The 24,695-nt window shown below is 41.7% G+C and carries 24 protein-coding genes and 1 pseudogene; 10 read left to right on the top strand and 15 right to left on the bottom strand.

From position 1 onward, the window contains the following. Positions 1-12 precede the first annotated feature (12 nt). Positions 13-864, bottom strand: a complete 852-nt coding sequence (locus tag ACSQ2E_RS04300) for a cation diffusion facilitator family transporter (protein WP_159362705.1) — start codon at positions 862-864, stop codon at positions 13-15. A 267-nt stretch (positions 865-1,131) separates the two neighbouring features. Here ACSQ2E_RS04300 and ACSQ2E_RS04295 point away from each other — a divergent pair, with 267 nt between their 5' ends. Both ACSQ2E_RS04295 and ACSQ2E_RS04290 read left to right on the top strand, forming a co-directional pair. Next, positions 1,132-2,049, top strand: coding sequence for a YIEGIA family protein (locus tag ACSQ2E_RS04295; RefSeq protein ID WP_159362706.1), 918 nt, complete (start codon positions 1,132-1,134; stop codon positions 2,047-2,049). A gap of 24 nt (positions 2,050-2,073) precedes the next feature. Continuing rightward, positions 2,074-2,262, top strand: coding sequence for a capping complex subunit for YIEGIA (locus ACSQ2E_RS04290; protein ID WP_159362707.1), 189 nt, complete (start codon positions 2,074-2,076; stop codon positions 2,260-2,262). A gap of 71 nt (positions 2,263-2,333) precedes the next feature. On the opposite strand, the gene ACSQ2E_RS04285 is transcribed toward ACSQ2E_RS04290, so the two are convergent. Both ACSQ2E_RS04285 and ACSQ2E_RS04280 read right to left on the bottom strand, forming a co-directional pair. After that, positions 2,334-2,753, bottom strand: coding sequence for a disulfide oxidoreductase (locus tag ACSQ2E_RS04285; protein ID WP_159362708.1), 420 nt, complete (start codon positions 2,751-2,753; stop codon positions 2,334-2,336). Then, entirely contained in the window at positions 2,754-3,416 is a 663-nt protein-coding gene (locus ACSQ2E_RS04280) for a thioredoxin domain-containing protein (RefSeq protein ID WP_159362709.1), read from the bottom strand. It abuts the gene before it with no gap. A gap of 220 nt (positions 3,417-3,636) precedes the next feature. Here ACSQ2E_RS04280 and resA point away from each other — a divergent pair, with 220 nt between their 5' ends. The 3 genes from resA to ACSQ2E_RS04265 all read left to right on the top strand — a co-directional run bounded on the left by resA (position 3,637) and on the right by ACSQ2E_RS04265 (position 5,473). Then, on the top strand, positions 3,637-4,167 hold the full coding sequence (resA, locus tag ACSQ2E_RS04275; protein ID WP_159362710.1) for a thiol-disulfide oxidoreductase ResA: 531 nt from the start codon (positions 3,637-3,639) through the stop codon (positions 4,165-4,167). A gap of 15 nt (positions 4,168-4,182) precedes the next feature. Then, positions 4,183-4,890 carry a cytochrome c biogenesis CcdA family protein gene (locus ACSQ2E_RS04270; RefSeq protein ID WP_159362711.1) on the top strand — a complete coding sequence of 236 codons (708 nt, stop codon included), beginning with the start codon at positions 4,183-4,185 and terminating at the stop codon, positions 4,888-4,890. 229 nt (positions 4,891-5,119) lie between these two features. Next, positions 5,120-5,473 (top strand): ArsR/SmtB family transcription factor, encoded by a 354-nt coding sequence (locus ACSQ2E_RS04265; protein ID WP_159362712.1) that lies wholly within the window; start codon positions 5,120-5,122, stop codon positions 5,471-5,473. A 421-nt stretch (positions 5,474-5,894) separates the two neighbouring features. Here ACSQ2E_RS04265 and ACSQ2E_RS04260 read toward each other — a convergent pair whose 3' ends face one another. The 5 genes and pseudogenes from ACSQ2E_RS04260 to ACSQ2E_RS04240 all read right to left on the bottom strand — a co-directional run bounded on the left by ACSQ2E_RS04260 (position 5,895) and on the right by ACSQ2E_RS04240 (position 11,070). Then, entirely contained in the window at positions 5,895-8,021 is a 2,127-nt protein-coding gene (locus ACSQ2E_RS04260) for a heavy metal translocating P-type ATPase (protein WP_159362713.1), read from the bottom strand. Next, positions 8,014-8,379 (bottom strand): ArsR/SmtB family transcription factor, encoded by a 366-nt coding sequence (locus tag ACSQ2E_RS04255; protein WP_159362714.1) that lies wholly within the window; start codon positions 8,377-8,379, stop codon positions 8,014-8,016. The genes ACSQ2E_RS04260 and ACSQ2E_RS04255 overlap by 8 nt, the downstream gene beginning before the upstream one ends. 127 nt (positions 8,380-8,506) lie before the next feature. Continuing rightward, a complete protein-coding gene (locus tag ACSQ2E_RS04250) occupies positions 8,507-9,121 on the bottom strand; it encodes a CadD family cadmium resistance transporter (RefSeq protein ID WP_159362715.1) in 615 nt (204 codons plus the stop codon). Between the two features lie 636 nt (positions 9,122-9,757). Beyond that, positions 9,758-9,937: pseudogene (locus ACSQ2E_RS04245) on the bottom strand (hypothetical protein); the annotation flags it as partial. Positions 9,938-10,029: 92 nt separating this feature from the next. Next, positions 10,030-11,070, bottom strand: a complete 1,041-nt coding sequence (locus ACSQ2E_RS04240) for a flavin-containing monooxygenase (RefSeq protein ID WP_435989494.1) — start codon at positions 11,068-11,070, stop codon at positions 10,030-10,032. Between the two features lie 459 nt (positions 11,071-11,529). On the opposite strand from ACSQ2E_RS04240, the gene ACSQ2E_RS04235 reads away from it, so the two are divergent. The 4 genes from ACSQ2E_RS04235 to ACSQ2E_RS04220 all read left to right on the top strand — a co-directional run bounded on the left by ACSQ2E_RS04235 (position 11,530) and on the right by ACSQ2E_RS04220 (position 16,503). Continuing rightward, on the top strand, positions 11,530-12,936 hold the full coding sequence (locus ACSQ2E_RS04235; RefSeq protein ID WP_435989493.1) for a vWA domain-containing protein: 1,407 nt from the start codon (positions 11,530-11,532) through the stop codon (positions 12,934-12,936). A 644-nt stretch (positions 12,937-13,580) separates the two neighbouring features. Next, a complete protein-coding gene (locus ACSQ2E_RS04230; RefSeq protein WP_435989492.1) occupies positions 13,581-14,798 on the top strand; it encodes a lactate 2-monooxygenase in 1,218 nt (405 codons plus the stop codon). Between the two features lie 107 nt (positions 14,799-14,905). After that, positions 14,906-15,451, top strand: coding sequence for a GNAT family N-acetyltransferase (locus ACSQ2E_RS04225; protein WP_435989491.1), 546 nt, complete (start codon positions 14,906-14,908; stop codon positions 15,449-15,451). Positions 15,452-15,510: 59 nt separating this feature from the next. Continuing rightward, the gene (locus ACSQ2E_RS04220; RefSeq protein ID WP_435989490.1) at positions 15,511-16,503 is read left to right on the top strand and encodes a potassium channel family protein; all 993 of its coding nucleotides are present in this window, start codon (positions 15,511-15,513) and stop codon (positions 16,501-16,503) included. On the opposite strand, the gene ACSQ2E_RS04215 is transcribed toward ACSQ2E_RS04220, so the two are convergent. From ACSQ2E_RS04215 to ACSQ2E_RS04200, 4 genes are all read right to left on the bottom strand, one after another. Beyond that, positions 16,496-16,903 (bottom strand): YugN-like family protein, encoded by a 408-nt coding sequence (locus ACSQ2E_RS04215; protein ID WP_098439228.1) that lies wholly within the window; start codon positions 16,901-16,903, stop codon positions 16,496-16,498. The two genes, ACSQ2E_RS04220 and ACSQ2E_RS04215, sit on opposite strands and share 8 nt — an antisense overlap. A gap of 93 nt (positions 16,904-16,996) precedes the next feature. Continuing rightward, positions 16,997-18,346, bottom strand: coding sequence for a glucose-6-phosphate isomerase (locus tag ACSQ2E_RS04210; RefSeq protein WP_435989489.1), 1,350 nt, complete (start codon positions 18,344-18,346; stop codon positions 16,997-16,999). A gap of 237 nt (positions 18,347-18,583) precedes the next feature. Then, positions 18,584-18,721: a hypothetical protein gene (locus ACSQ2E_RS04205; protein ID WP_435989488.1), complete on the bottom strand. Its 138-nt coding sequence runs from the start codon at positions 18,719-18,721 to the stop codon at positions 18,584-18,586. A gap of 70 nt (positions 18,722-18,791) precedes the next feature. Then, positions 18,792-19,955 carry an iron-containing alcohol dehydrogenase gene (locus ACSQ2E_RS04200; RefSeq protein WP_435989487.1) on the bottom strand — a complete coding sequence of 388 codons (1,164 nt, stop codon included), beginning with the start codon at positions 19,953-19,955 and terminating at the stop codon, positions 18,792-18,794. A gap of 202 nt (positions 19,956-20,157) precedes the next feature. Here ACSQ2E_RS04200 and ACSQ2E_RS04195 point away from each other — a divergent pair, with 202 nt between their 5' ends. Beyond that, positions 20,158-20,394 carry a DUF378 domain-containing protein gene (locus ACSQ2E_RS04195; RefSeq protein ID WP_435989486.1) on the top strand — a complete coding sequence of 79 codons (237 nt, stop codon included), beginning with the start codon at positions 20,158-20,160 and terminating at the stop codon, positions 20,392-20,394. Positions 20,395-20,436: 42 nt separating this feature from the next. On the opposite strand, the gene ACSQ2E_RS04190 is transcribed toward ACSQ2E_RS04195, so the two are convergent. The 3 genes from ACSQ2E_RS04190 to ACSQ2E_RS04180 form a co-directional block, all read right to left on the bottom strand. Next, positions 20,437-21,840: an aldehyde dehydrogenase gene (locus ACSQ2E_RS04190; RefSeq protein WP_435989485.1), complete on the bottom strand. Its 1,404-nt coding sequence runs from the start codon at positions 21,838-21,840 to the stop codon at positions 20,437-20,439. A gap of 212 nt (positions 21,841-22,052) precedes the next feature. After that, positions 22,053-23,297 (bottom strand): Glu/Leu/Phe/Val family dehydrogenase, encoded by a 1,245-nt coding sequence (locus tag ACSQ2E_RS04185; RefSeq protein ID WP_258262477.1) that lies wholly within the window; start codon positions 23,295-23,297, stop codon positions 22,053-22,055. Positions 23,298-23,451: 154 nt separating this feature from the next. Further along, positions 23,452-24,645, bottom strand: coding sequence for an ornithine--oxo-acid transaminase (locus ACSQ2E_RS04180; protein ID WP_435989484.1), 1,194 nt, complete (start codon positions 24,643-24,645; stop codon positions 23,452-23,454). Between the last annotated feature and the right edge of the window lie 50 nt (positions 24,646-24,695).

The following is a 24,695-nucleotide window of genomic DNA, read 5'->3' as shown; positions in this document are numbered from 1 at the left end:
AGTTTCTTATGCCTAGTTTTCTTTTATATGAATTTCTATAGTGGAATGCTTAATATCAAGGTGTGAAACAAAATCCCTTACCTTCTCTTTTATCTCTTCTTGTTTTTCGCATGCAAAACCCTTCGAAGTATATAAATGAGTAATCATGGCATTCTCTTCTCCATCGATCGACCAGATATGAAGATGGTCAACTTCATCCACGCCGTTTATACTTTTGATTTGTTCACGAATGGCATCCAAATCCACTTCATCCGGCACTGCATCAAGAAAGACTTTCATCGTTTTAATAAGGTTTCTAACAACGTTAAATAGTACAAAACAAGTAATCACGATGGAAAGAATGGGGTCGAGAATATGAATATCCTTAAACATCATCACGATACTTATGATCAGGACCCCTACCCAGCCAAGAATGTCCTCAAGAAGGTGCCAGGACAGAACCTTTTCATTCATAGAGCTTCCACTATGTAACCTCCATGCAGCGAATCCATTTATCGCCACACCTAATATGGCAAACCACAACATCCCCTGGGCATCTGGATGAGTAGGATTAAACAATCTCGGTATAGCCTCAGTCAAAACGAAAATCGATCCGAACAGCAATACGGTACCGCTGATCAACGCGCCCAGTGCTGAAAACCTCTTGTATCCGAAGCTGTACCTATTGTTCCCTTCTTTATTTGAAAGTCTCTGTAAATACCATGATCCCCCGAGCGACAGACTATCACCCAAATCATGTACAGCATCAGACAATATCGCCATACTATTAGTGAGATATCCTCCAATGAACTCGATAATAGTAAAAATTAGATTTAAGAAAAAGGCCAGCCTGGTATTTTTGGTAGATGACTGATTCTTGGACAATTTGCATCACGCTCCTCTTACACTATTTTTTCATCTTTTTTCCTTTCTTATAAGCAGCAATGATAAAGAACGTATAAAGAAGTACAATGATCAAAATAAATAAACACGTTAATAGAAAGGCAGTCTCCACAATTCGAACCTCCTTATTCATCAATATCCCAATATGAACACATATACACATATAAACACAAGGATAAACATCGCATAAACCACAGACTATTTCCTAATACTAATCCAGATCGATCCCATTAATCGAGGTGATACACCATGGAATCAGCCGGTATAACATCAAATGAACTAATTACCATTGTCAGTGCGATTGTGATTGGAACGATCGCGAGAATCATAACCATCAAAGAAGACTTCAGGCAGTATCCCAGTTACCCCAATGGTTATCTTATTCAAATCATTACGGGTTTTGTAGCAGCGGCACTCGGGGCCGTGGCAATTCCTGCTTTACTCAGCAAAAACTTTGTGGCTGTGACATTCCTGACATTGGCTCTTCAACAATTTAGAGATGTAAGAAAAATGGAAAAGGAAAGTTTAAGTGACTTGGAGGAAACAGAATACACCTATCGAGGTAAAGCATACATAGATGGAATTGCCAAAACATTCGAAGCCAGAAATTATATTGCATTTATCGTAGCGCTCGTCACTTCTTTCACGATTTCCCTTCTCCGAAACGCTCTCGATTTGAACAATCTAATGATTTGTATAGTCGGGGGTGCATTGGCGGGTTTCGCACTCTTATATTATTTGCAAAGATTCACGAAAGGCAAGACGATCGGGGATATTGCAGAGGTAAAGGAAGGAAAAGTAGACGTAAAACATTCATCCCTTTATGTAGATGATATGTATGTCAGCAACCTGCTCGGAACGGACAACGCTGAAAAGCTATTTACAGAAGAAGGAATGGCCGTCGTCATCTACCCTAAAGAAAATCATTTCAGGATCAATTTGGATAACTTCGGACAACGGCAGGCTGCTTTATTCGAAGCATGCCGGGCATTGGGTGTCAAACGCTATCAATTCACAAGAAAAGATTATGTGGATGGAAAGGTCATGATCACTCTTGTTCCAATCAAGCGCGATATAGATGCATTCATCGAAGCCGTAAAAAAATGTCCCTTACTCGAAAGCACGAAAAAATCTCATGCTGTTATGAAAACCAACTTGAAAGGGTGAGTCTTCTTGGGCAGGGAAAATTCAATGAAACCTTCATATCAAATATTGGCATACTTAACTTCAGACCGTGACAGGGTAATAAATGGAGGACCGCTTCTTTTATACAGCGACAATCTTGAAGATTTAAAGCAAATGACGGTCGATATAGCGAAAGGTTTAAAAGCAGATGTTGTACAGATGACGAACGGTGATTACCTGGTTATCCGAATATAAAATGAGCCATGATGTTCCATGGCTCATTTGTTGTATACAATTTCCATTTCACATGAATATTGGCTGCATGATTACCTTTTATTTGCTGATAGCAGAGTAAAAATAGTAATAAATACAAAAGCTGTGAGGGCCAGGAATGGAATCGTGATGAATCCGAGCCAATTAATATATTCGGCATTGCAGGGAACACCACTCGCACAAGGCTTGATTCCTCCGAACCCTTCAACTTTTTGCTCCAAATAATGTAATATGGAAATCGTACCTCCAACAATCGACATAGGAAGTATGATTTTTCTAAGTCCGCTATCATTTTGAAACGTCGCCACTCCCAGAATCAACGTCAATGGATACATGAATATTCTTTGAAACCAGCATAATTCACAAGGAATGAACCCCCTTATTTCACTGAAATATAAACTTCCAAGTGTCGCAATGATTGAAACGACCCATGCACCATAAAGAAAATATTGACTTCTGCTAACTTCCTTCATCTACTCTTGTCCTTCTTCAATCAACGATTTAATACGCTCGTAATCATACGGATCCTCAAGCTTTACCCCATTGATGATTACAGTCGGTGTTTTCTCCACCTTGAACTCTTCCACTAGGGAATTATCCAGCTCGAGTTGTTCCTTGAACGTTTGCTGCTCAATATCCTGCTTTAACTGTTCAAGGTCCATATCGGTCGTATTACCCGCTACTTCCAACAGCTTTTCCACTGTAATCCACGGGGCATCATGATCTTCTTTGGGCTGCTGGTTAAATAGTTCTTTTTGGAATTCCCAATAAGAGTCAGGATCGTGTTTATAAACTGACTCGGCAGCTAACGCACCCAAAGTTGATTCCTCACCGTGAAAGAGCACATTTACATAGGATAAATTCGCTTTCCCGGTATCAATGAAATCTTCTTTTAGTTGAGGATAAATCCTTTCCCCCCATGCCTTACATGCAGGACACTTAAAATCACCGAACTCGACCACCGAGACAGGTGCATCCTTTTCACCTAAAAGGGGCTGATTTTTTGTGTCTGGATGAGATTCCAATGTTTCATCCTTGTTTTGCGACTTGGTGTTCAGCATAACGATTGCCGCCAATATGACAGCTACTAACACAGTAAGTAATACGAGATACTTGATCGGGGATGATTTCTTCATAAAAGTACACCTCTTCAAAATTATTAAAACTAGCTTCATCATATCAGCTGTCAGAATCATCAATGAACCAAAATTATTACAGAATTTCAACAATCTTCTGAACTGCGTAAAAATGCCATGCCCTTCTATTGCCCGAAACAAACTAAACTGTTAATTTAAATGTACATTCAAATATATATTAGATTCAAACATATTCTACTAGAAACTGTGAGGGAAAACAATGAAAAAAAGAAAGAGAAGATTGGTACGGACGGGCATTTTACTTGTATTAATCTCTGCTGTCGTCTATACACTCTATCTAAACGCTACGAAAGATCGAGCTATCATAGGGGAAGGGGACATGGCACCAGATTTTAAATTAGAAACGTTAGACGGTGATACAGTTCAATTAAGTGATTATAGAGGGAAAGGTGTATTTCTGAACTTCTGGGGCACTTGGTGCAAACCGTGTGAAAAAGAAATGCCATACATGGAGAAGAGCTACCAACAATTTAAAGATAAAGGCGTTGAAACGCTAGCGGTTAATATCGGAGAATCTGATTTCCTTGTCAATAAATTTGTTGAAAAATATGATCTGAGCTTCACTTTCCCAATGGATCGAAACCGTGAATTGATTGACACATATGGAGTAGGACCTATCCCGACGACATTCCTTATAAACCCTGAAGGAAAAGTAGTAAAAGTAATTACGGGAAGTATGTCACAGCAAGACATACATGATTATATGAATATGATCAAGCCAGAACAATAAAGGAGAATTGGAATTGTGCAAGAATTAAACATTTTATTTGCTTTCGGGGCAGGCTTGCTATCTTTTCTATCACCATGCACGCTCCCCATCTACCCTGCTTTTTTATCGTATATAACAGGCATGTCCATAGATGAATTAAATAACCGAAAAGGAATGCAGAGAAAAGCCATTTTACACACCGTTTTCTTTTTGATCGGTTTTTCGATCATCTTCATATTCTTAGGAGTATCGGGATCTTTCATCGGAAACTTTTTCTTGCTGAATAAAGAGTTGCTCCGCCAGATCGGGGCCATACTCATCGTACTTTTCGGATTGGTGGTTTCCGGTCTCCTTAAGTTTGATTTCTTGATGAAAGACAAAAGGATTCAATTCAAAAGGCGGCCATCTGGTTATTTGGGTACGATATTAATCGGTATCGGTTTTGCTGCCGGATGGACCCCTTGTACAGGGCCCATTCTAGCGGCAGTCATTTCGCTTGGTATCACAGACCCTAATGCAGGGTTGTTCTTTATGGCGTGGTACATTCTTGGCTTTGCGGTACCGTTCTTTGTGCTAAGTTTTTTCCTTGGGAAAGCAAAGTGGATCAATAAGTACAGCGCAAAAATCATGAAAATCGGCGGGTACTTAATGATCTTTATGGGAATCATTTTATACTTTAATTGGATGAATCCCATCATTTCTTTTCTTACGAACTATTTATTTGGTGGTTTTACGGGATTCTAGGCAACCTTGTAGCATTTATTACAATTTACTAACCCCGTGACATTCCACCCATTTAATAATGATGACAGGAATTTAATGACTTTCAAATGGAAAAGGGACTCATTCTATAAAATAAGTCCCTTTTCCATTTGATTTGTGCTGAAATACACGACATAGAATACCAGATTCTGTTGGAACAGGAACCGTGATACAATGTAGATAGTTCTATTATGACTATGAGGTGACTGAATTGAAAAACACAGATATATGTGAAGTTACTTGTATAGATAGTGAAAAAGTATCCTTAATAAAGGAAAAGTTAGAAAAGCAAAATACATTTAATATTGCACAGATGTTTAAAATCCTTTCTGAAGATACACGTTTAAAAATTGCCTATGCACTTTCACTGGAAAAAGAACTTTGTGTTTGTGATGTTGCAAACATAGTAGGCTCTTCTACAGCCACCGCTTCTCACCACTTAAGATTATTAAGAAACCTGGGCTTGGCTCAATACCGAAAAGAAGGAAAACTTGTTTATTATTATCTAGTTAATGAACACATAAAGAGCTTAATACAAATTTCATTTGAATATTACCAGGAATGACTTATGCAACTATTTGTGAAATACTAAATCATTCCTAAAGGTGGTAAATACTTCTCAGTGCTTGCCAGATTCAAATAGTATTACCCTCAATACCTATGTGAAGTATAAAAAGTCATTCCTTTATGAAATGACTTTCAGACCGTAGACAAACCCCACCTTTGTGTTAAGCGTAACCCGTTCGGGTGAGAGGGAAAAAAAAGCATAACTGCAATTGCTTTTACAAGTAAAATTACAAAGTCTTTTGCAAGCAATTTTGAAGGGGAAAACGAATGAAAAACTGCACATAAAAGAGGAGCTGCAACGGGATTGCAGCTCCTCTTTTATATTATGCGTTATTCCATTAAAGCCCCTTGAATAAGACTAGCACTATAATAATAAAGCAAGAGAAACAAACAGTGTTTTCTCTTGCCATATCTTATTTTTATTCCTTTACTTTTAGTAACCGCAAACTGTTAAGGGTCACCAACAACGTAGCTCCCATGTCTGCAAAGATCGCGATCCACAATGTAAGCCATCCAGGCATAACTAACAGTAATGCAACTAATTTAATCGCTAAAGAGAAGGTAATGTTTTGCTTGATGATTGCTAAAGCCTTACGGCTTAATTTAATCGTATATGGCAATTTTCTTAAATCATCAGACATTAACGCAATATCAGCCGTTTCTAGTGCTGTATCAGTCCCAGCTCCACCCATTGCTATACCAACAGTGGAAGCAGCAAGAGCTGGTGCATCATTCACGCCATCTCCAACCATTGCGACACTTTGGTATTTTCTTCGAAATTCTTTAATGAAATTCAATTTATCTTCTGGCAGTAAATCAGCTTTAATATCCGAAACACCGACTTGTTTTCCAATTGCTTTTGCTGTCCTTTGATTGTCACCTGTCAGCATCACGGTATCAATACCCATATTATTCAACTTGCCGATGACTTCTTTAGATGATTCCCTCATTTCATCGGCTACGGCAATGAACGAAAGAATTTCTTTTTCTGTTCCTAACACCATCACTGTTTTGCCTTGTGTCTGCATCTCCGCAATTTTTTCTTTTCTATCACTAGAAATGCTTCCATGCAATTCCTCAAAAAGGTTCGGACTTCCTACATAATACATTTGGTTATTTACTTTTGCTTTTACACCTTTACCTGTAATAGATTGGAAATCATCGACCGATACATCATTGAATTTCAATCCTTTTTCTTCTGCTTTTCGCATAATAGCTGAAGCAAGAGGATGCTGTGAACCTTTTTCAATCGCTGCTGTGATTAACAATAAATCATTATCATTTTCACCAAAGTTTATGATGTCGGTAACAGCAGGTACACCTTTTGTTAATGTTCCTGTTTTATCAAAAGCAATGGCTTTAAGGGCTCCTGCTTCTTCTAAATAAATACCACCTTTAATCAAAACACCATTTCTTGCTGCATTTCCTATTGCGGTAACCACGGCAACTGGAGTTGAAACAACCAGTGCACATGGACAACCAACCACTAATACAGCTAATCCTTGATAAATCCATTCGCTCCAATCACCGCCGAATAACGGAGGAATAACTGCAATTAAGAATGCCAGAATCACAATAGCTGGTGTATAGTATTTTGCAAATTTATCGACAAACGCTTGAGAAGGTGCTCGTTCTGCTTGAGCCTCTTCCACCAAATGAATGATTTTCGATAATGTAGTATCTTCCACTCGTTTCGTTACTTTAACTTCGAGCAATCCCTCTTCATTCAAGGTGCCTGCAAAGACTTCATCATCAATCGTTTTCGTTACTGGAACACTTTCTCCTGTAATCGCAGCCTGATTTAGAGTAGAAGTGCCTTTAATGACCACTCCATCCATCGCTAATTTTTGCCCAGGCTTTACGATCATAATATCGTCCACTTGAATACCCTCAACATGGACCATCATTTCTTCATTTCCACGACGAATTAACGCTTCTTTTGGAGCAATATCCATCAATGATTCAATAGACTGCCGAGCTTTATCCATTGAATATCGTTCTAAGGCTTCGCTGACGGCAAAGAGAATAACTACCGTTGCCCCTTCACCCCATTCACCAATGATTGCAGCTCCTATAATGGCGATGGTCATTAATGTATTCATATCAAACTTTAACCGACTTAGATTTTTAAGACCTTTAATGAATAGCGAATATCCACCAATTAAAATGGATGCTGCATAACCAATCGTCGGAAGAAAATGTTCTTCCCCTAATTGCTCTCCTAAAAACCAACTAATTACAAGCAATATCGCTGAAATATAGACTTTAATATTTTCTTTTTGCTTCCAAAAAGGTTCACGTTCTACCTTTTTTTCATTTTCGTCTCGTAATTTCAAGTTTTCAAAAGCACCTGCCTTTTCAAGTGCGTCAATGGTTGTATTGCCCGTAACCGTAATTTTAGAAGCACCAAAATTAACTTTCGCATCCGAAACACCATCCAGGTGTTTCACGTTCGTTTCGAACGTTTTAGCACAGTCAGTACAGGTGAATCCTTGAACACGGAATGTTTTTGACTCTTGTTCATTGACTTTTACTTGTTCAGACATTACCTTTCTCCTCCTTTTTATGGGCTAATGAGAGCATCATTATCTGCTTGATATGTTCATCATCTAACGAATAAAATGCGAGTTTTCCCTCTTTTCGAAACTTAACGACACCTTGTTTATGAAGTTTTCTCAAATGATGGGAGGCATTTGCGACAGTAACACCTACGATATTCGCGATATCACATACACAAAGCTCTTCATCTTGGCAGAGAGCATAGGTGATTTTTGCCCTATTTTCATCAGCAATCACTTTTAACATTTGGGCAACACTAGAAATATCCACTGTTTTTAAATCTCCTTGTATACGATTCACCTTTTCTTCGTCATAGCAATAGATTTCACAAGTAGCTTTACTCATATTCTCACCTCATTCATTCAAATGTTCGCTTGAATAAAGTATACACATTCTTCGCCATTACATTCAAGTGAATCTCATACAAATCATTTCTTAATGCTTTTGTCTTGTTAACTAGTACAACTATTTATTAAAACAGGAATGTGAATAGGGCATTAAATGTTCTATTTTCAAACATAATATAAATTCCTAATCCTATGAAGACAATTGGAACAATCCAACGTTGATACTTTTCAATTTTTTCCGATATGAAATCCAAGTTGGCTAAACGATAACCGACATAGAGTAAAATTCCAATCATAATTAAAAAAGTAATGATAGAGACAATAATTTCAGTCACGTTTAATGTTGTGAAATACGGTACATAAATGGAAAAATCATCTGCACTGGAAGACAATACAATAAAAGTGACCGTTACAAATAATTGATTAAACCTACCTGAGGAAAATAACGATAAAATGTTGCCTTCATCATCCTCGTCGCCCTTAATCCATATCTTTATACCTAAGTAAATTGGTAAAAGCCCAAGTAGTCCTATAGCCCATTGTTGAGGAATTAGGTTAGTAACACCAAAAGCAACTAAAAGACTTGCTCCTATAACAATTATCGTTCCAATATACTTTCCTAACCAAATATGTTTTGCCTGTCCTTTTTTAATTTGTGAAAATAATAGAATTAAAATAACAAGGTAATCAATACCAGTTGCTACATAAATAGCTGCGGCTGTAAGTATAGTTGTTATCATTTTTCAACCTCCTCTTTCCTGTGTTTCAACACAAACTTTTGAACATTTTATGCAAACACTAGGGATATCTACTGTCTGAAATCCTGTTGTAATCGATTGATCTTTTCTTCGTCATAGCAATAGATCTCGTAAGTATTTTTATTCATATTCCCACCTCTTTTTCATTCAAACCTTTACTTGAATATAGTATACCCTTTATCCATCCCCTCATTCAAGCTCATTCAAGTATCAGCTTGAATGAAAAAAAGAATTGGGGAATCCCAATTCTCGCAATAAGTGTTTTTTTACAAACCTGACACGTCAGTTTAAGGTCATGTCTCTTTTGATTGTATGTAATGGATTCTTCTCTTTTAGGGGTTAATGATGTCTTTTTGTTACAAGATTTACACTGATACTTTTGAGAGCCAGTGCTGCTGAAACCCTGTTTATAAAAAGAATTGGGGTGGTTAAATGGATCTTCCATCTGGAACGGGCAGTCATCCTTATGAAGCATGAATTGTGGCTGATTACTTGAGGTGTATTAATTGGGACGAGCCTACTAATTTCATCAGCAATCGACCAATTGGAAAGAGCTAATGATCTGCAATATAAGAGATGCCTTTTTCAGTAGCGGCAGGAACGGCTTGGCACTAAACAATACTTATCTTTTACCAGGACATAAATAAATTCAAAGTCAATCGCTTGTTCAACCTTCCTAACTAGATGATCCTCTGGAACAAGTTGGTCCAACGCAACCATTTCAATTTGATTTCTTCCATCCTCAACGTGTTTTGATAACCTTTTATATCCCCCACAAAATAATCGATTCCATTCCATTATACAAAAAAGCTTGTAGACTTGGTCTAATTCTTAGACTTTGTCTACAAGCAGAAAGTCATTCCATTATGGAATGACTTTCTGAATAAACATTATGAATTTGATTCTTTTAGTTGGGTATATATATAACTAGCATCTTCCCCTACTCCCTGAATCAAAGCAGAACTTCTATTATGTTGCCAGGGTAACCCTAAAAAGAATAACCCTTTTTGGGAAGTTACACCCCTATTATGGGTCGGAAATCCTTTATCGTTGAATATTTCATTAAGCTCTATCCAGTTGTAATCTGGTTTATACCCGGTTGCCCAGACTACATTATCTACTTTTATTTGAGTTTTGTCTTCGAATAGTATGAGATTTTTTTCAGAAGAAATGGCTCGTGGTTTTAATGTTATAGTTCCATTCTTAATTAACCTTTTCAACCTATAACCAAAAATAGGGTCTGGCCTCTTTTTTAACATTTTTCCGAACAGAGAATTATGACTGGCTTTATACACTCCTAATTTATCCAAATACCAAAAGATGCTTTTATTGCCAACATCTTGTGGCAAAAACACCATTTTATGTCCGACAGATAAAAATACTTTCCTATCTTTTGATAACTCATCAGCAATTTGGGCACCGGAATTTCCTCCACCTACAACTAGAGCTGTCCCTGGTTTTAATTGGCTTGGATTTTTGTATTCTGACGAATGAATTTGTAAGACCTCTTTAGACATAAGCGATGAAAAATCAGGGATGTAAGGTTTTTGAAAAGGTCCTGTTGCCACTACAACATTATTAGCCTTTATTGAACCTTGATTGGTTTCTATTACGAATTCACCATTAATTAAAAATAATCTATTGACCTTAGTGTTCATCTGTAATGGGAGTGAGAATCTCTTTACATATTGCTTTAAGTAATCAGCAACATCATCCTTGGTAGGATATGAATCTGAATCAAGATTAAAACCTGGAAGTGAGCTAAAATAAGAAGGAGTAAACAACTGTAAAGAATCATATCGATTTTTCCACACCTCGCCAATCTCAGACAATTCATCCAAGATGAGGTAAGAAAGACTACTCTTCTTCAAGTAGTACCCCATTGAAAGCCCCGCCTGCCCCCCTCCAATGATAATTACGTCATATTTCAATTGTTATTACCTCCAGAAAAAACTCTTTTTATATATAGTACCATAAAATTCCTTTGTTCTTTTAAAGCAACAATCCCTAAGAAAAGAACCATTTCTATTTAGGTATAGCTTTATTTTAAAAATGACCACGTACATTACCATAAAAGTTCACAAAAGCACACATTTGATTATTTAATGGGGTTTTTCCGTAAATTCTTTTACATTAAAACGACCTAAATTGACTTATTTAAACGTATTTAATAACTCAACGTTCGCTGGCAGCCAAAAGGTCAGCGGTTCGATCCCGCTATGCTCCATAACGAAATGAGATAAAAGGCGTCCTTATTTATACAATAAGGACGCTTTTTTTTATTGTGTGATCAATGGGTTTATCGTACTAGTTCAAAGGGTAGTAGATTAAAAGTAAATTTATGGATAAAATGAGTAGTTGTATAATTTTGTTCGAAAGAGGAGAATGATATGAATCGATTAAAGCCGCTTTTTATATTGTCTTTGCTGTTCATCCTTTTAACCGGATGTCAGGAAGACGAAGAAAATGCCGCTACAAAGAAAAAAGGCGGGCTGGAGCCTGGCAAGACCATTTCAGCCTCTAAAGAAGTGGATTTATCAAGTGCCACCCCCGAAGAGTTGATCAAGGAGAAATCAGGCGACCTCTATCATCAATACATAGAAAATAAGAGCTGGTCCAAAGATCCTAAAGCGTATAAAGAGGCTACAGGTAACGCAACCGATGAATATGTCGAGGATATCGGTAAAAAAGAAACGAAAAAATGGGACGAACATAAGTGGGCACAGTCCATTCTATCAAGTCTCCAAACGGGATACGGTGACATTGCCTCTGAGCTTGAAAACTATGAGGTTGTATATGAAGAAATGGAGCTTCCCGACGGTAGACTTCTGCAGGATGTCCCGATGAATGAAATTACCCAGAAAGAAGACAAAAGGGTGAATGTCGCCTTGTTGATCGATTCGAGCGGGAGTATGAAAGCCGACGTGGATGGGGAAAGCAAGATGTCCCTTGCCAAGGATAGCCTGGAAAGTCTTGCAAAGGAGCTGCCCGAATCCGTGAATGTATCCCTGATCGCATTCGGACATAAGGGAACTGGAAGTGATGCCGATAAAGAGATGTCGTGTAAGGCAGTCGAGTCTCTCTATCCCCTTCAACCATATGATGGGGCTGCTTTCTCGGAATCGCTAACAAAATTCGATCCCAAGGGCTGGACCCCATTGGCATCAAGTATCGAATTAGCCAACGAACAACTTACATCCCAAAGTGACGGAAAGACGGAGAACTTCATATATGTCGTGAGTGATGGAATCGAAACCTGCGATGGGGATCCGGTGGCCGCTGCCAAAAAGGTGAAGGCGGACAATACCGATGTCAAAATCAATATCATCGGATTCGATGTGGATTCAGAGGCCGACGGACAATTGAAGAAGGTAGCAGAGGCCGGTGGCGGAGAGTACTCCTCTGTGAAAACGAAACAGCAATTATCTGAAATCAAAAATGTGTGGGAAGAAGCCATCAATAAGAATACGTGGAGATGGTGGGCGGTTCACAGGTTCAGTGACAATGTATGGACAACGGTCGATCACTATAATGCATTGAGAGATATATCCTCCACTTATCAGTCCATGCTTCAAAATGAACAAAATAGAATGACACAAACCCTCAACCGCCTGGAAAAAGAAAAACTCATTGATTCAGAGAAACGCTCTGCCATCTCTACTCTCCTCGATGACCGTCAGGATAAAATCAGAAACTACCTGAACGATCTGGGATCAGCGAAACACGAAGAAGTGAAAACCGTATCCGACGAGCTTGATGAACGATTGGATGCGATTAAAAAGCAGGTTGGGCTATAAATTGGATAGGCTGGGACATAACTAAATCCATTTCCTCCAAGACGAACAATCAAAAAATTAGTTAGGGTTGCTTGCTACCGCTATTGATTTCCGTGCAAGACTTCGCTTTCCTCGGGCGGAAGGCGAGCCTCCTGCGGGAAACGCGGGAAAGTTGAGACCCCGCAGGGCAAAAGCCGAAGCCACTGAAAAAGTAGTCACTTTATAAAAATGCTGTTTTTTAGGGGGTCAAATATGTCTCCCTACCAGTCTATCGTCGCTTAGAAGCGAATCTGGAGCCTCGTTTTTTAAACATCATTTTTCATCTCTAAAATGCTGGACTTTTTCAGTGGCTTCGCAAAAGCCCGAGGAGGCTCAACTCACGCCCCGCGGAAAGCGAGCACCTGGAGCGGAAATCAACCACTCCTCACTACATCAAATTGATCAATCCGAACGATTTCGATTTTCAAAAAAGAATTTCGAATGATCGTTCGGATATTCTTTTAACTAGACACTTTTGTCCCAGACTCTTTTTAAAAAATGATTTAATTGACTTTTCTGAATTCTGTAAGTACCATTTTCCTTATAAGGAAAAGCACGCCGATTACATACGCTTCCTTTTTACGATTTGCATTTTTTCCCGGCAACGATGAAAGGAGAAGAAAATCATGAATCAGTATGGAAACCACGTCCAAAATGAAATTTATCAGAGAAAGGTCCGTCCCTCCATCCCTTTCCGGTTTGAAGAGCTTGAGCAACGAGCACGGGAAAAGCTTGAGGACGGTCCTTATTATTATGTGGCGGGAGGTGCCGGCGGCGAGGAGACTATGCGCGCCAACAGAAGTGCCCTCGAAAGCTGGCAGATCGTCCCCCGTATGCTGAATAATGTCGAGAATCGCGACCTGAAAGTGACCTTATTTGGCGAAACCTACTCCTCCCCCCTCCTCCTTGCACCGATCGGAGTGCAATCCATCGTTCACCCTGATGGGGAGCTGGCGTCTGCACGCGCGGCGGCATCCATGAATGTCCCGTTCATTGCAAGTTCAGCGTCCACTTACTCCATGGAAGAAATCGCTTCCGTCATGGGGGACTCCCCAAGATGGTTCCAGCTGTATTGGAGTAATGACCTTGAGATTGCAGCCAGTATGCTTAAGAGGGCTGAAGCGTCTGGATATTCCGCTATCGTCGTGACCCTTGATGCCCCGATGATGGCGTGGCGTGAATTCGATCTTGAAAACGCCTACCTTCCCTTTCTGTCAGGAGAAGGAGTCGGTAATTACGTGAGCGATCCTGTCTTTCGTTCAAGATTGAGTGAACCCCCTGAAGTGGACCGGAATGCAGCTGCCATCCTCTGGTCCCAAGTGTTTGGCAACGCAAGACTTACATGGGATGACTTGGACTTTCTGCGTGAACATACACGGCTGCCGATCCTGCTGAAAGGCATTCTCCATCCCGACGACGCCAAGCTTGCCGTCGATCGGGGAATGGATGGAATCATCGTATCCAATCATGGTGGAAGACAGGTTGACGGGGCCATCGGAGCTTTAGACTCCCTGCCGGTGATATGCGACGTTGTGGACGGCCGCATCCCTGTTCTCTTTGACAGTGGCATCAGGCGTGGAGCCGATGTGGTGAAAGCATTGTCCCTCGGGGCAAGTTCCGTTCTCATAGGAAGACCCTATATGTACGGATTGACTTTGGCCGGTGAACAAGGGGTGAAAGACGTGATCCGGAATATACTGGCCGATCTCGACTTGACGCTTGCCCTTTCAGGTCAATCATCCATTTCCGATTGTGACCGCTCGCTTCTGACAAACGTGAAGGACGGTTCATTTCATTCAAAGAAAGGATGGAACGTGCAACAAGCTGCAGGATTCAAGTCATAATGATGGAGCCTCTGTCTCATTCGACAGAGGCTTTTTTGTGTAAATGATTTTCACCCCCCCAAGGGCTTTTCCATGGTATACTTTCTTCTACAAAGGGGTTGATAAATATGGAAATATATCCAGTATTTGAAACAGATAGATTGGTTTTAAGACAGATTACATTGGAAGATGTCAATTTTCTTTATGAACTCTATACGTCCGGGGACGTTCTCCGTTATTTCGGCATGAGTCCGATTGAATCGAAAGACGTGGCGGTCAGTATGGTTGAAAACTATGAAAAGCACCTGGAATCAGGAGGTCCCATGCGCTGGGCCATCGTGGAGAAAGATTCCCATAAGATGATCGGGACATGCGGGTTCCATGGCATCTCGAAGGCGTATAAACGCTGTGAAATCGGATATGACCTGCATCCCGGGCATTGGGGTAAGGGAATCATGGGTGAAGCGCTCTCCCCTTTACTTCGTTACCTGTTTTCAGAAAAAGGAATGAATCGTATTGGAGCAGTGATCGTTCCTTATAATAAGGCGTCATCACGGGTGGTTGAGAAGCTTGGATTCAAGCAGGAAGGTTTGCTGAGGGAATATATCCTTCAGGATGACCATTCATTTGACGCATATATGTACAGTTTGTTAAAGAAAGAATGGCTTTCATAGTTTTAGACGTACCTGAAAAGGAAATAATGGTCAGTGCAGATGAAAAAGGAGCTGGTAGAATGGTACAGCAAATGTTTCATGGTTTCTTGCGCTGGCCTCTAGTTATTCGAATATTTACGATCGCCATAACGCTGATGATTTCGTTTGGCACGATCATTCATTTTATAGAGCCGGATACCTTCCCCTCTTTATTTGATGGGATTTGGTGGGCCATCATCACGACGTCCACTGTAGGATATGGAGACTTTGTTCCAATAACATTCGAAGGGAGATTTCTCGGGATTGTCCTGATCCTGGTTGGTGCCGGCTTTCTTTCCACCTATTTTATCACACTGGCCGCCGAAACCGTCATGACACAAAATGCCTACCTGGAAGGAAAGGCGACGTTTAAAGGAAGGGAGCATGTCATCATCGTGGGCTGGAACGAACGGACAAGGGAAATCATCAATCAGCTCACCTCCCTTCAGTCCAAATGTGATATCATCCTGGTCGATGAAACCCTTCACAAGAATCCCTACACCAATAATCATATTCATTTCGTCCGGGGAACACCGTTTAAGGACGCCACCCTGAAGAAAGTCAATCTTCAGGAAGCAGCCATCGCCATCATCACGGCAGACCAAAATAAAGATGAGATGACCTCTGATATGAATTCCGTTCTGACCCTTCTCGCCATTAAAGGGAACTATCCGGAATTATATACCGTGGTAGAAATTCTTCAGAAGGACCAAGTCGCAAATGCCAATCGGGCAGGAGCCGATGAGGTTATCCAAACGAATATGCAGACCAGTTACGTAATGATGAATAGCATCATTTCTCAAGGAATGTCTAAAACCATATTAAAGTTGTTGAATCATCTAAAAGGGAATAATCTGAAGCTCATTCCTGTATCACAGGAGTTCATCAATGAAAATTTCCACTCTTTAAGCAGCCATCTCTTAACGAACAACGTCATCCTTTTAGGCATAAAAAAAGGAGAACACACAACAGTGAATCCTCCTTTAACGACGATTGTTGAAGAATCAGACGAACTCCTTGTGATTTCTAACTAGAAAACAGGGTGCTCTCGAGTTCTTTCACTAGTTCCTTACCAACGGCAATGTACTTTTCAGGAAAACTTGCATCGGGATCCTGGGGCTCTGAAAATTGATTGACAGAACCTGAAAAGTTCCCTGTCGATGCAAAATCGTCCAGGCCGATCTGATACTTATGAGAGAGAAGGAACGGTTTACCGAATTCAACGGTAGCCCCCCTTGAGTCCAGTTGACCGTCCACCGAGGTAAACGGCACTCTTAAAAATTGATACCCGACCTCGTCATCAATTTTATAATCGAAGTAGCCGTGATCGTAATCCCAGTTACCGCCGATCGAATATCCAAGCGGCTTTAAAAGCTGTTCCAGTTTATACAGTTGATAATGCTGTCCTTCAATGCTCGATGAAAGCTCAATCACGTGGATGCATCCCCTTTCTTTTAGGGATAGTTTCTCCTAAAAGTAAAGAAAAATGTAAAAAGAGCACTGAGATTTACTCAGTGCTCTTGTGCATTATTTCAGACGTTTTTCAAGCTCGGCTTTCTTCTCTTCAAAGCCTGGTTTACCAAGAAGGGCAAACATATTCACTTTATATGCTTCCACTCCCGGCTGATCGAATGGATTCACACCAAGAAGGTATCCACTCATGGCACATGCTTTCTCGAAGAAGTAAACAAGGTAGCCGAATGTGTAGGCATCCATCGCAGGAATTTCCACGATCAGGTTCGGTACTCCTCCATCTGTATGGGCAAGCAGCGTACCTTCAAATGCTTTATTGTTCACGAAGTCCACTGTTTCACCAGCAAGGTAGTTTAATCCATCCAGGTCGCTGTCCGCTTTCTCGATTTTTAGCTCATGACGGGGCTCTGAAACCTTGATGACGGTTTCGAAAATGTCACGGCGTCCTTCCTGAACGTATTGTCCAAGAGAATGAAGATCCGTCGAGAAGTTCGCAGAAGAAGGATAAATGCCTTTTTGGTCTTTTCCTTCACTTTCCCCGAACAGCTGCTTCCACCATTCAGCAAAGTACTGCAATCCCGGCTCATAGTTGATGAGCATTTCGATTGTTTTTCCTTTGTTGTAAAGGGCATTTCGAACCGCGGCATATTGATAGGCAGCATTCTCTGTCAGTTCTGATTTACTGAAATCTTCACGGGCTTGTGCCGCACCGTTCATCATCGATTCGATCTCTACTCCGCTGACGGCAATCGGCAGCAAGCCTACTGCTGTCAGGACAGAATAGCGTCCTCCGATATCATCAGGAACGACAAATGTTTCATAGCCTTCGTCTGTCGCAAGCGTCTTCAGTGCACCCTTCGATTTATCCGTTGTCGCATAAATACGTGTGCGGGCTTCTTCCACCCCGTACTTATCTTCCAACATATTGCGGAAGATACGGAAAGCAAGCGCAGGTTCAGTCGTCGTACCCGACTTTGAGATCACATTGATGGAGAAGTCTTTTCCATCCAGAAGGTCCATTAAGTCCTTCATGTAAGTGGAGCTGATGTTTTGCCCCACAAATAAGACTTGTGGAGTCGAACGCTTTTCTTTCGGAAGGGCATTGTAGAAACTGTGATTCAACATCTCAATCGCTGCCCGCGCCCCGAGGTAAGATCCACCGATACCGATCACAAGAAGGATATCGGAATCATTTTTGATTTTTTCCGCTGATTTCTGGATGCGTGAAAATTCTTCTTTGTCATAATCCACAGGAAGGTCGATCCAACCAAGGAAGTCACTCCCGGCACCTGTTTGTTCATGAAGTGAATGATGGGCAACCTTAACCGCATCACTTAAGTATGTAAGTTCGTGTTCTCCAAAAAACGATAACGCCTTTGAATAATCAAAATGAATGTGTGTCATAACCATCCTCCGATTAAAATATTTTCTTCTATCTCACTTTATCGAAAGCTGACCCGAGAATCAAGAACGCTCCCTTTATGTAAGCGCGTGCATGATAAACTTTTTATTTATGCCCACCCTCACCTGTTTATGTTCCCCTAATTACTGGGAAGAAAACACGATATTTTTGGAATCTGCAGAGGAAAAAAGGGTAGATAGGACGAAATGGGAAGTGGCTTGGATTGTCTTCGGGGAAAATCAAGCCGAAATGGTCAGGAATCCAGCCGATTCATGCCTTAATCCAGCCAAAACGCCACCGAATCCAGCCGATTCACCCCATAATCCAGCCAAAACTGAACAGAAACCAGCCGTTTTACTTTTTTCACCAAATCTCATCCCAACACCTACTCCCAAACCACTACAAAAAGAGGGACGGACCTCACAAGGTCCGTCCCTCCCCATTAACTTATAAAGATGCTCTTAAAATCGCAAGCACGTCTTCTTTGTTCAGTTTGTTGAAGTTGCCGAATTCGCCGTTGACCATGGCTTTATCTGCCATCAGGTCAAGCTTGCTGTCGTCGATATCATAATCCGCCAAGCGGGATGGTGCACCCAGGCTTGACCAGAATTCACGAAGCTTTTCGATACCTTCAAGGGCCACTTCTTCTTCCGATTTACCGGCTGGGTCGACGTTGAATACGCGTTCAGCCATTTGGGCAAATCGTGATGGGTTCACTTTCAGGTTATGCTTCATCCAGTTCGGGAACAGGATCGCCAGTCCACCTGCGTGTGGAATGTCATATATAGCTGACACGGCATGCTCGATGTTATGGCTTGCCCAGTCACCGTTATAACCCATTTGCAGCATTCCGTTAAGTGCAATTGTACCTGAGTACAGTATCGTCTCACGAAGCTCATAGTTTTCAAGATCATTGATCAGCTTCGGAGCTGTTTCGATCACTGTTTTCAGAACAGATTCACACATGCGGTCTTGAAGCGGTGTGTTTGTAGCATTATTGAAATACTGTTCAAACACGTGACTCATCATGTCCACCATGCCATAGATGGTGTGATCCTTTGGTACGGTAAACGTATTTTCCGGATCCAGGATGGAGAATTGAGGGAATGTCACCGGGCTTCCCCAACCATATTTTTCATTTGTTTCCCAGTTTGTGATAACCGATCCGGCATTCATTTCAGAACCCGTCGCAGCCAAAGTAAGAACCGTTCCGAATGGAAGGGCTTCTTTCGCAAACGTTTTCTTCGTTACAAGATCCCATGCGTCTCCATCGTATTTTGCGCCTGCAGCGATGGCTTTCGTACAATCGATGACGCTTCCGCCGCCGACGGCCAGGATAAAGTCGATGTTCTTCTCCTTAGCGATTTCCACTCCTCGTCTAACCGTAGAAAGGCGTGGATTCGGCTCGACTCCGGATAATTCAAATACTTCACTGTCAATCTCTTTAAGCACTGACATCACTTGATCGTATAGTCCGTTACGCTGGATGCTTCCCCCGCCGTAAACGACAAGCACCTTTTTACCATATTGAGGCACCAATTCTTTCAATTGTTCTACTTGTCCTTTACCAAAGATTAATTTAGTCGGATTGTAAAATGTAAAGTCATTCATTATTTGTTACCTCCTTGTATTCTGTAAGGGCCGATTTATTTCGTTACCCAAAATGTTCCTAGCACATTTTCTATTATCGAATATATCATCCCCAAATTGCAAAGAACTTGCACAAGGAAATTTTACTATGGGCAATTTGAATAGGAATGAGCTTACGGGGAAACTTATGAATGAGCCATTGAACTAAAAGGAGGAAAACAACATGAGTGGTATTCAACGCATTGCCTTGGTTCTTACGATCATTGGTGCTATCAACTGGGGACTTATCGGTTTCTTTCAATTCGATCTTGTTGCAGCGATCTTCGGCGGACAGGATGCAGCTCTATCCAGGATCGTATACGGTTTAGTTGGGATTGCAGGCCTCATCAATCTTGGTCTGTTATTCAAACCGACGGAAGAGCTTGAAAGAGAACCTCGTACAGAACCAACCAGATACTAAGGACCCCAATATAAAAGGTGACCCACCCCGGGTCACCTTTTATCATTTCAACAACTTCTTGATGATCTGCATCCCGAATCGTCCGCTTGGATAACGGAAGCTCATATCGAACTTCGTCGTCTGCTTCAAGATACTCTTATAATGGGAAAAGGTCGAAAAGCTGGATTCCCCGTGATAATTTCCTATTCCACTCTCCCCTACCCCGCCGAAAGGAAGATAAGGCGTTACAATGTGCATGAGGGTATCATTTACACAACCGCCCCCATAGGAAATCGATCCATTGATTTTCTCTTCCGTGATGGGGTTTTCCGTGAACAGGTATAGTGCCAAAGGTTTCGGCCGCTCGGTTACAAAATCGATGACCTCATCGAGATCTTCATACTCTATGACAGGAAAAATCGGTCCGAATATTTCATCCTGCATCACAGGCACCGAAAAATCCCTCGGCTCCATTAACGTCGGTTCGATTTTCAGGGTGCCGGGATCCACATTGCCTCCCAAAAGGATTTCCCCGTCTTCTAAATAGCCCGTCAAACGATTGAAATGCCTCTCGTTGACAATCCTTCCGAATTTATCGCTGAGCAACGGTTCTGTTCCATAAAAGTCAATCACGGTTTTCTTGAATTCAGTGATAAATTCATCTTTCTTGCTTTTATGAATAAATAAATAATCCGGTGCGATGCAAGTCTGTCCTGCATTTGTCACTTTCCCGAAAGCGATACGCTTGGCGGCAAGAGGTATATCTGCCGTTTCATCGACAATACACGGGCTTTTCCCGCCCAGTTCAAGGGTGACCGGGATCAACTGCTTGGCGGCGGCTTCCATCACCACTTTCCCGACAGGCACACTCCCGGTGAAAAAAATATAATCAAAAGGCTGCTTGAGAAGATTCTGGGTCGTCTCCACTCCGCCCTCTATGACGAACATCTGCCTTGGATCAAAATGTGTGTTGATCATTTGAGCGAGTAATGCAGAAGTCGTCGGGGTGAGCTCCGACGGTTTTATGATCGCCGTATTCCCAGATGCAATCGCTCCGATAACCGGTGCCAGTGCGAGCTGGATCGGATAATTCCACGGGGCGATGATTAAGGTGACTCCGTATGGCTCCGGTACAGTATAGGCCTTTGATCCAATATGGGTTTTAGCCGTTTTCATTTTTTTCGGTTCTGCCCACTCATCGATATTCTTAAGGACGAATCGAATCTCCTCCAGAAGGATGCCGATTTCCGTCGCATACGTTTCCATCTCGGATTTATTCAAATCTTTTTTTAAGGCACTGATGATTTCTGTTTCATGATTTTTTATGACAGTCGAGAATTTTTCTAATAAATCTTTCCTGTATTGAAGGGGACGGGTCACCCCGGACTTGAAAAATTGCTTGTGCTGTTGAAGACTTGCTTCTATCGCCTCGAGAGAAGCTTCCTCTATGAAGAATTCAGTCGACATTTGTTTCCCTCCGAATCTTTAATGTTTATAAGTTTAAACATAAGAACAAAAATTCCGTGAGCAATGTAAATATACCTAAGCCCATTTTCAGTGATTTTACCCTATACCGCCGCTTTCTAATCATTTCTACATTCATTTCGGGAACTCCTTTAAATAAAAAAAGAACGTACCTCATATAAAATGAGAATACGTCCTTCTTATTCATGCGATCGTTACACCCAACCTCTAAATCTTGAGGCTTCAGCCATTTTGCGTGCGCCGACCATGTATGCGGCTAGTCGCATATTCACTCGACGGTTCTGAGATGTTTCGTATACATTGTTGAAAGCTTCCACAAGTTTAGCATAAAGCTTCTCGTTTACTTCTTCTTCTGTCCAGTAGTACCCTTGATTGTTCTGAACCCATTCGAAATAAGAAACCGTTACTCCCCCGGCACTTGCAAGTACGTCCGGCACCAGGAGGATCCCTCTTTCTGACAGGATTCGTGTTGCTTCAAAGGTAGTTGGACCGTTTGCAGCTTCTACCACAATGGATGCTTTAATATCATAGACATTCTCTTCCGTGATCTGATTTGAAATCGCTGCAGGTACAAGGATGTCACACTCGAGTTCCAGTAATTCCTTATTTGAAATCGTGTTTTCAAATAAGGTCGTTACGGTCCCGAAGCTGTCCCTGCGATCCAACAGATAATCGATATCCAAACCGGCAGGATCATGGAGCGCTCCATGGGCATCGGATATCGCGATGACCTTCGCACCGGCATCATTCATGAATTTTGCAAGGAAACTTCCGGCATTACCAAATCCCTGGATGACGACGCGTGCACCTTTAATATCGATGCCGCGTTTCTTTGCTGCTTGTTCGATACAGATGGTCACACCTTGAGCTGTTGCTTTTTCACGACCTTGGGAACCACCAAGTACGATCGGTTTTCCCGTAATGAATCCCGGTGAGTCATTTTCACGAAGACGGCTGTATTCATCCATCATCCAAGCCATGATCTGAGAGTTTGTGTACACATCAGGTGCCGGGATATCCTTTGTCGGCCCGACAATCTGACTGATGGCACGTACGTAGCCGCGGCTAAGCTTCTCAAGCTCTGTGAAGGACATCGTTCGAGGATCACAGATGATCCCGCCTTTCCCTCCACCATATGGCAGATCCACAATGCCGCATTTCAAGCTCATCCACATGGACAAAGCCTTAACTTCCTCTTCATCCACTTCAGGATGAAATCGTACGCCACCCTTAGTTGGACCTACTGCATCGTTATGTTGTGCACGATAGCCTGTAAAAACTTTGATACTGCCATCGTCCATTCGGACAGGGATCCGGACGGTCAACATACGGATCGGCTCTTTCAGAAGTTCATACATTTCTTCCGTATATCCAAGCTTTGATAAAGCATCATTGATGACATGCTGTGTAGAAGTAAACAGATTAAGGTTTTCTCCCATTGTAAACATTCGCCTCTTTATTATGTGATCTGAAACGTTGTTATTGTAACATATTACCGTATCTTAAACCATTGACTTGGGAAAGAAATAATTTTTATTTTCAAGCGTTTTCAAGGCTTATTCAAGAAAAAAACTTTTCAGCCTGCCGGTGATATCAAGACAGTACTTTTTTGATTCTTTCGATGGCCCAATCGAGGTCTTCTTGTGAGATGACCAGCGGCGGGGCGAAACGGATGACTGTATCATGAGTTTCTTTACATAGCAGTCCTTCTTCTTTCAGTTGTTCACAGTATTTGCGGGCAGGTTCTGTCAGTTCCACCCCGATAAATAATCCGCTGCCACGAACTTCCTTAATCATAGGATTATCTATCTCACGAAGTTTACTCATAAAGTATTCTCCCATTTGAAGGGAACGGCCTGCAAGATCTTCATCGATCAATACATCAAGGGAGGCAACGGACACCGCACATGCCATCGGATTCCCTCCGAAAGTCGAGCCATGGGAACCTGGATTGAATACGCCCAGCACATCTTCATCTGCAACCACACACGAAATCGGGAAGACTCCCCCTCCCAGTGCTTTTCCGAGGATGTACATATCAGGATTGACATCTTCCCACTCACATGCAAACATTTTTCCGGAACGGGCCAGGCCTGCCTGGATTTCATCAGCAATGAACAGGACATTATTTTCCTTACATAGTTCATAAGCCGCTTTCAGGAAGCCTTTTGGAGGGAATACGATCCCTGCTTCCCCTTGGATCGGTTCGATGAGGAACGCCGCTGTGTTTGGTGTGATCGCTTCCTTCAACGCATCTAGGTCCCCGTAAGGAATCAGGTTGATACCCGGAAGCATCGGACCGAAGCCGCGCTTGTATTCCTCTTCTGAAGAAAGGGATACAGCTGTCATCGTCCTGCCGTGGAAGTTTCCGTTACAGGCGATGATTTCTGCACTGTTTTCGGCAACCCCTTTTACATCGTATGCCCAGCGGCGAGCCGTCTTGATCGCCGTTTCCACAGCCTCGGCACCTGTATTCATCGGAAGAGCCATGTCTTTACCTGTCAGCTGACAGATCTTCTCATACCAAGGTGCTAATTGATCATTATGGAACGCGCGTGACGTCAGTGTCACCCGGTCTGCCTGATCTTTCAGCGCCTGGATGATCTTTGGATGACGATGTCCCTGATTGACCGCTGAATAGGCGCTGAGCATATCCATATACTTATTGCCTTCAGGATCCTTTACCCAGACACCTTCCGCTTCTGAAATAACGATTGGTAGTGGAAGATAATTCTTGGCACCATACTTTTCTGTTTGTTCAATAATCGAATGCGTACTTACTGTCATACTGATTCCTCCTTACATATTCTAAAACTTTATCTTTTTTATAAAAGGAT

It is taken from the genome of Rossellomorea sp. LjRoot5 (assembly GCF_964253455.1).
GTDB lineage: Bacteria > Bacillota > Bacilli > Bacillales > Bacillaceae_B > Rossellomorea.
This window is presented reverse-complemented; position numbering and strand designations above follow the sequence as displayed.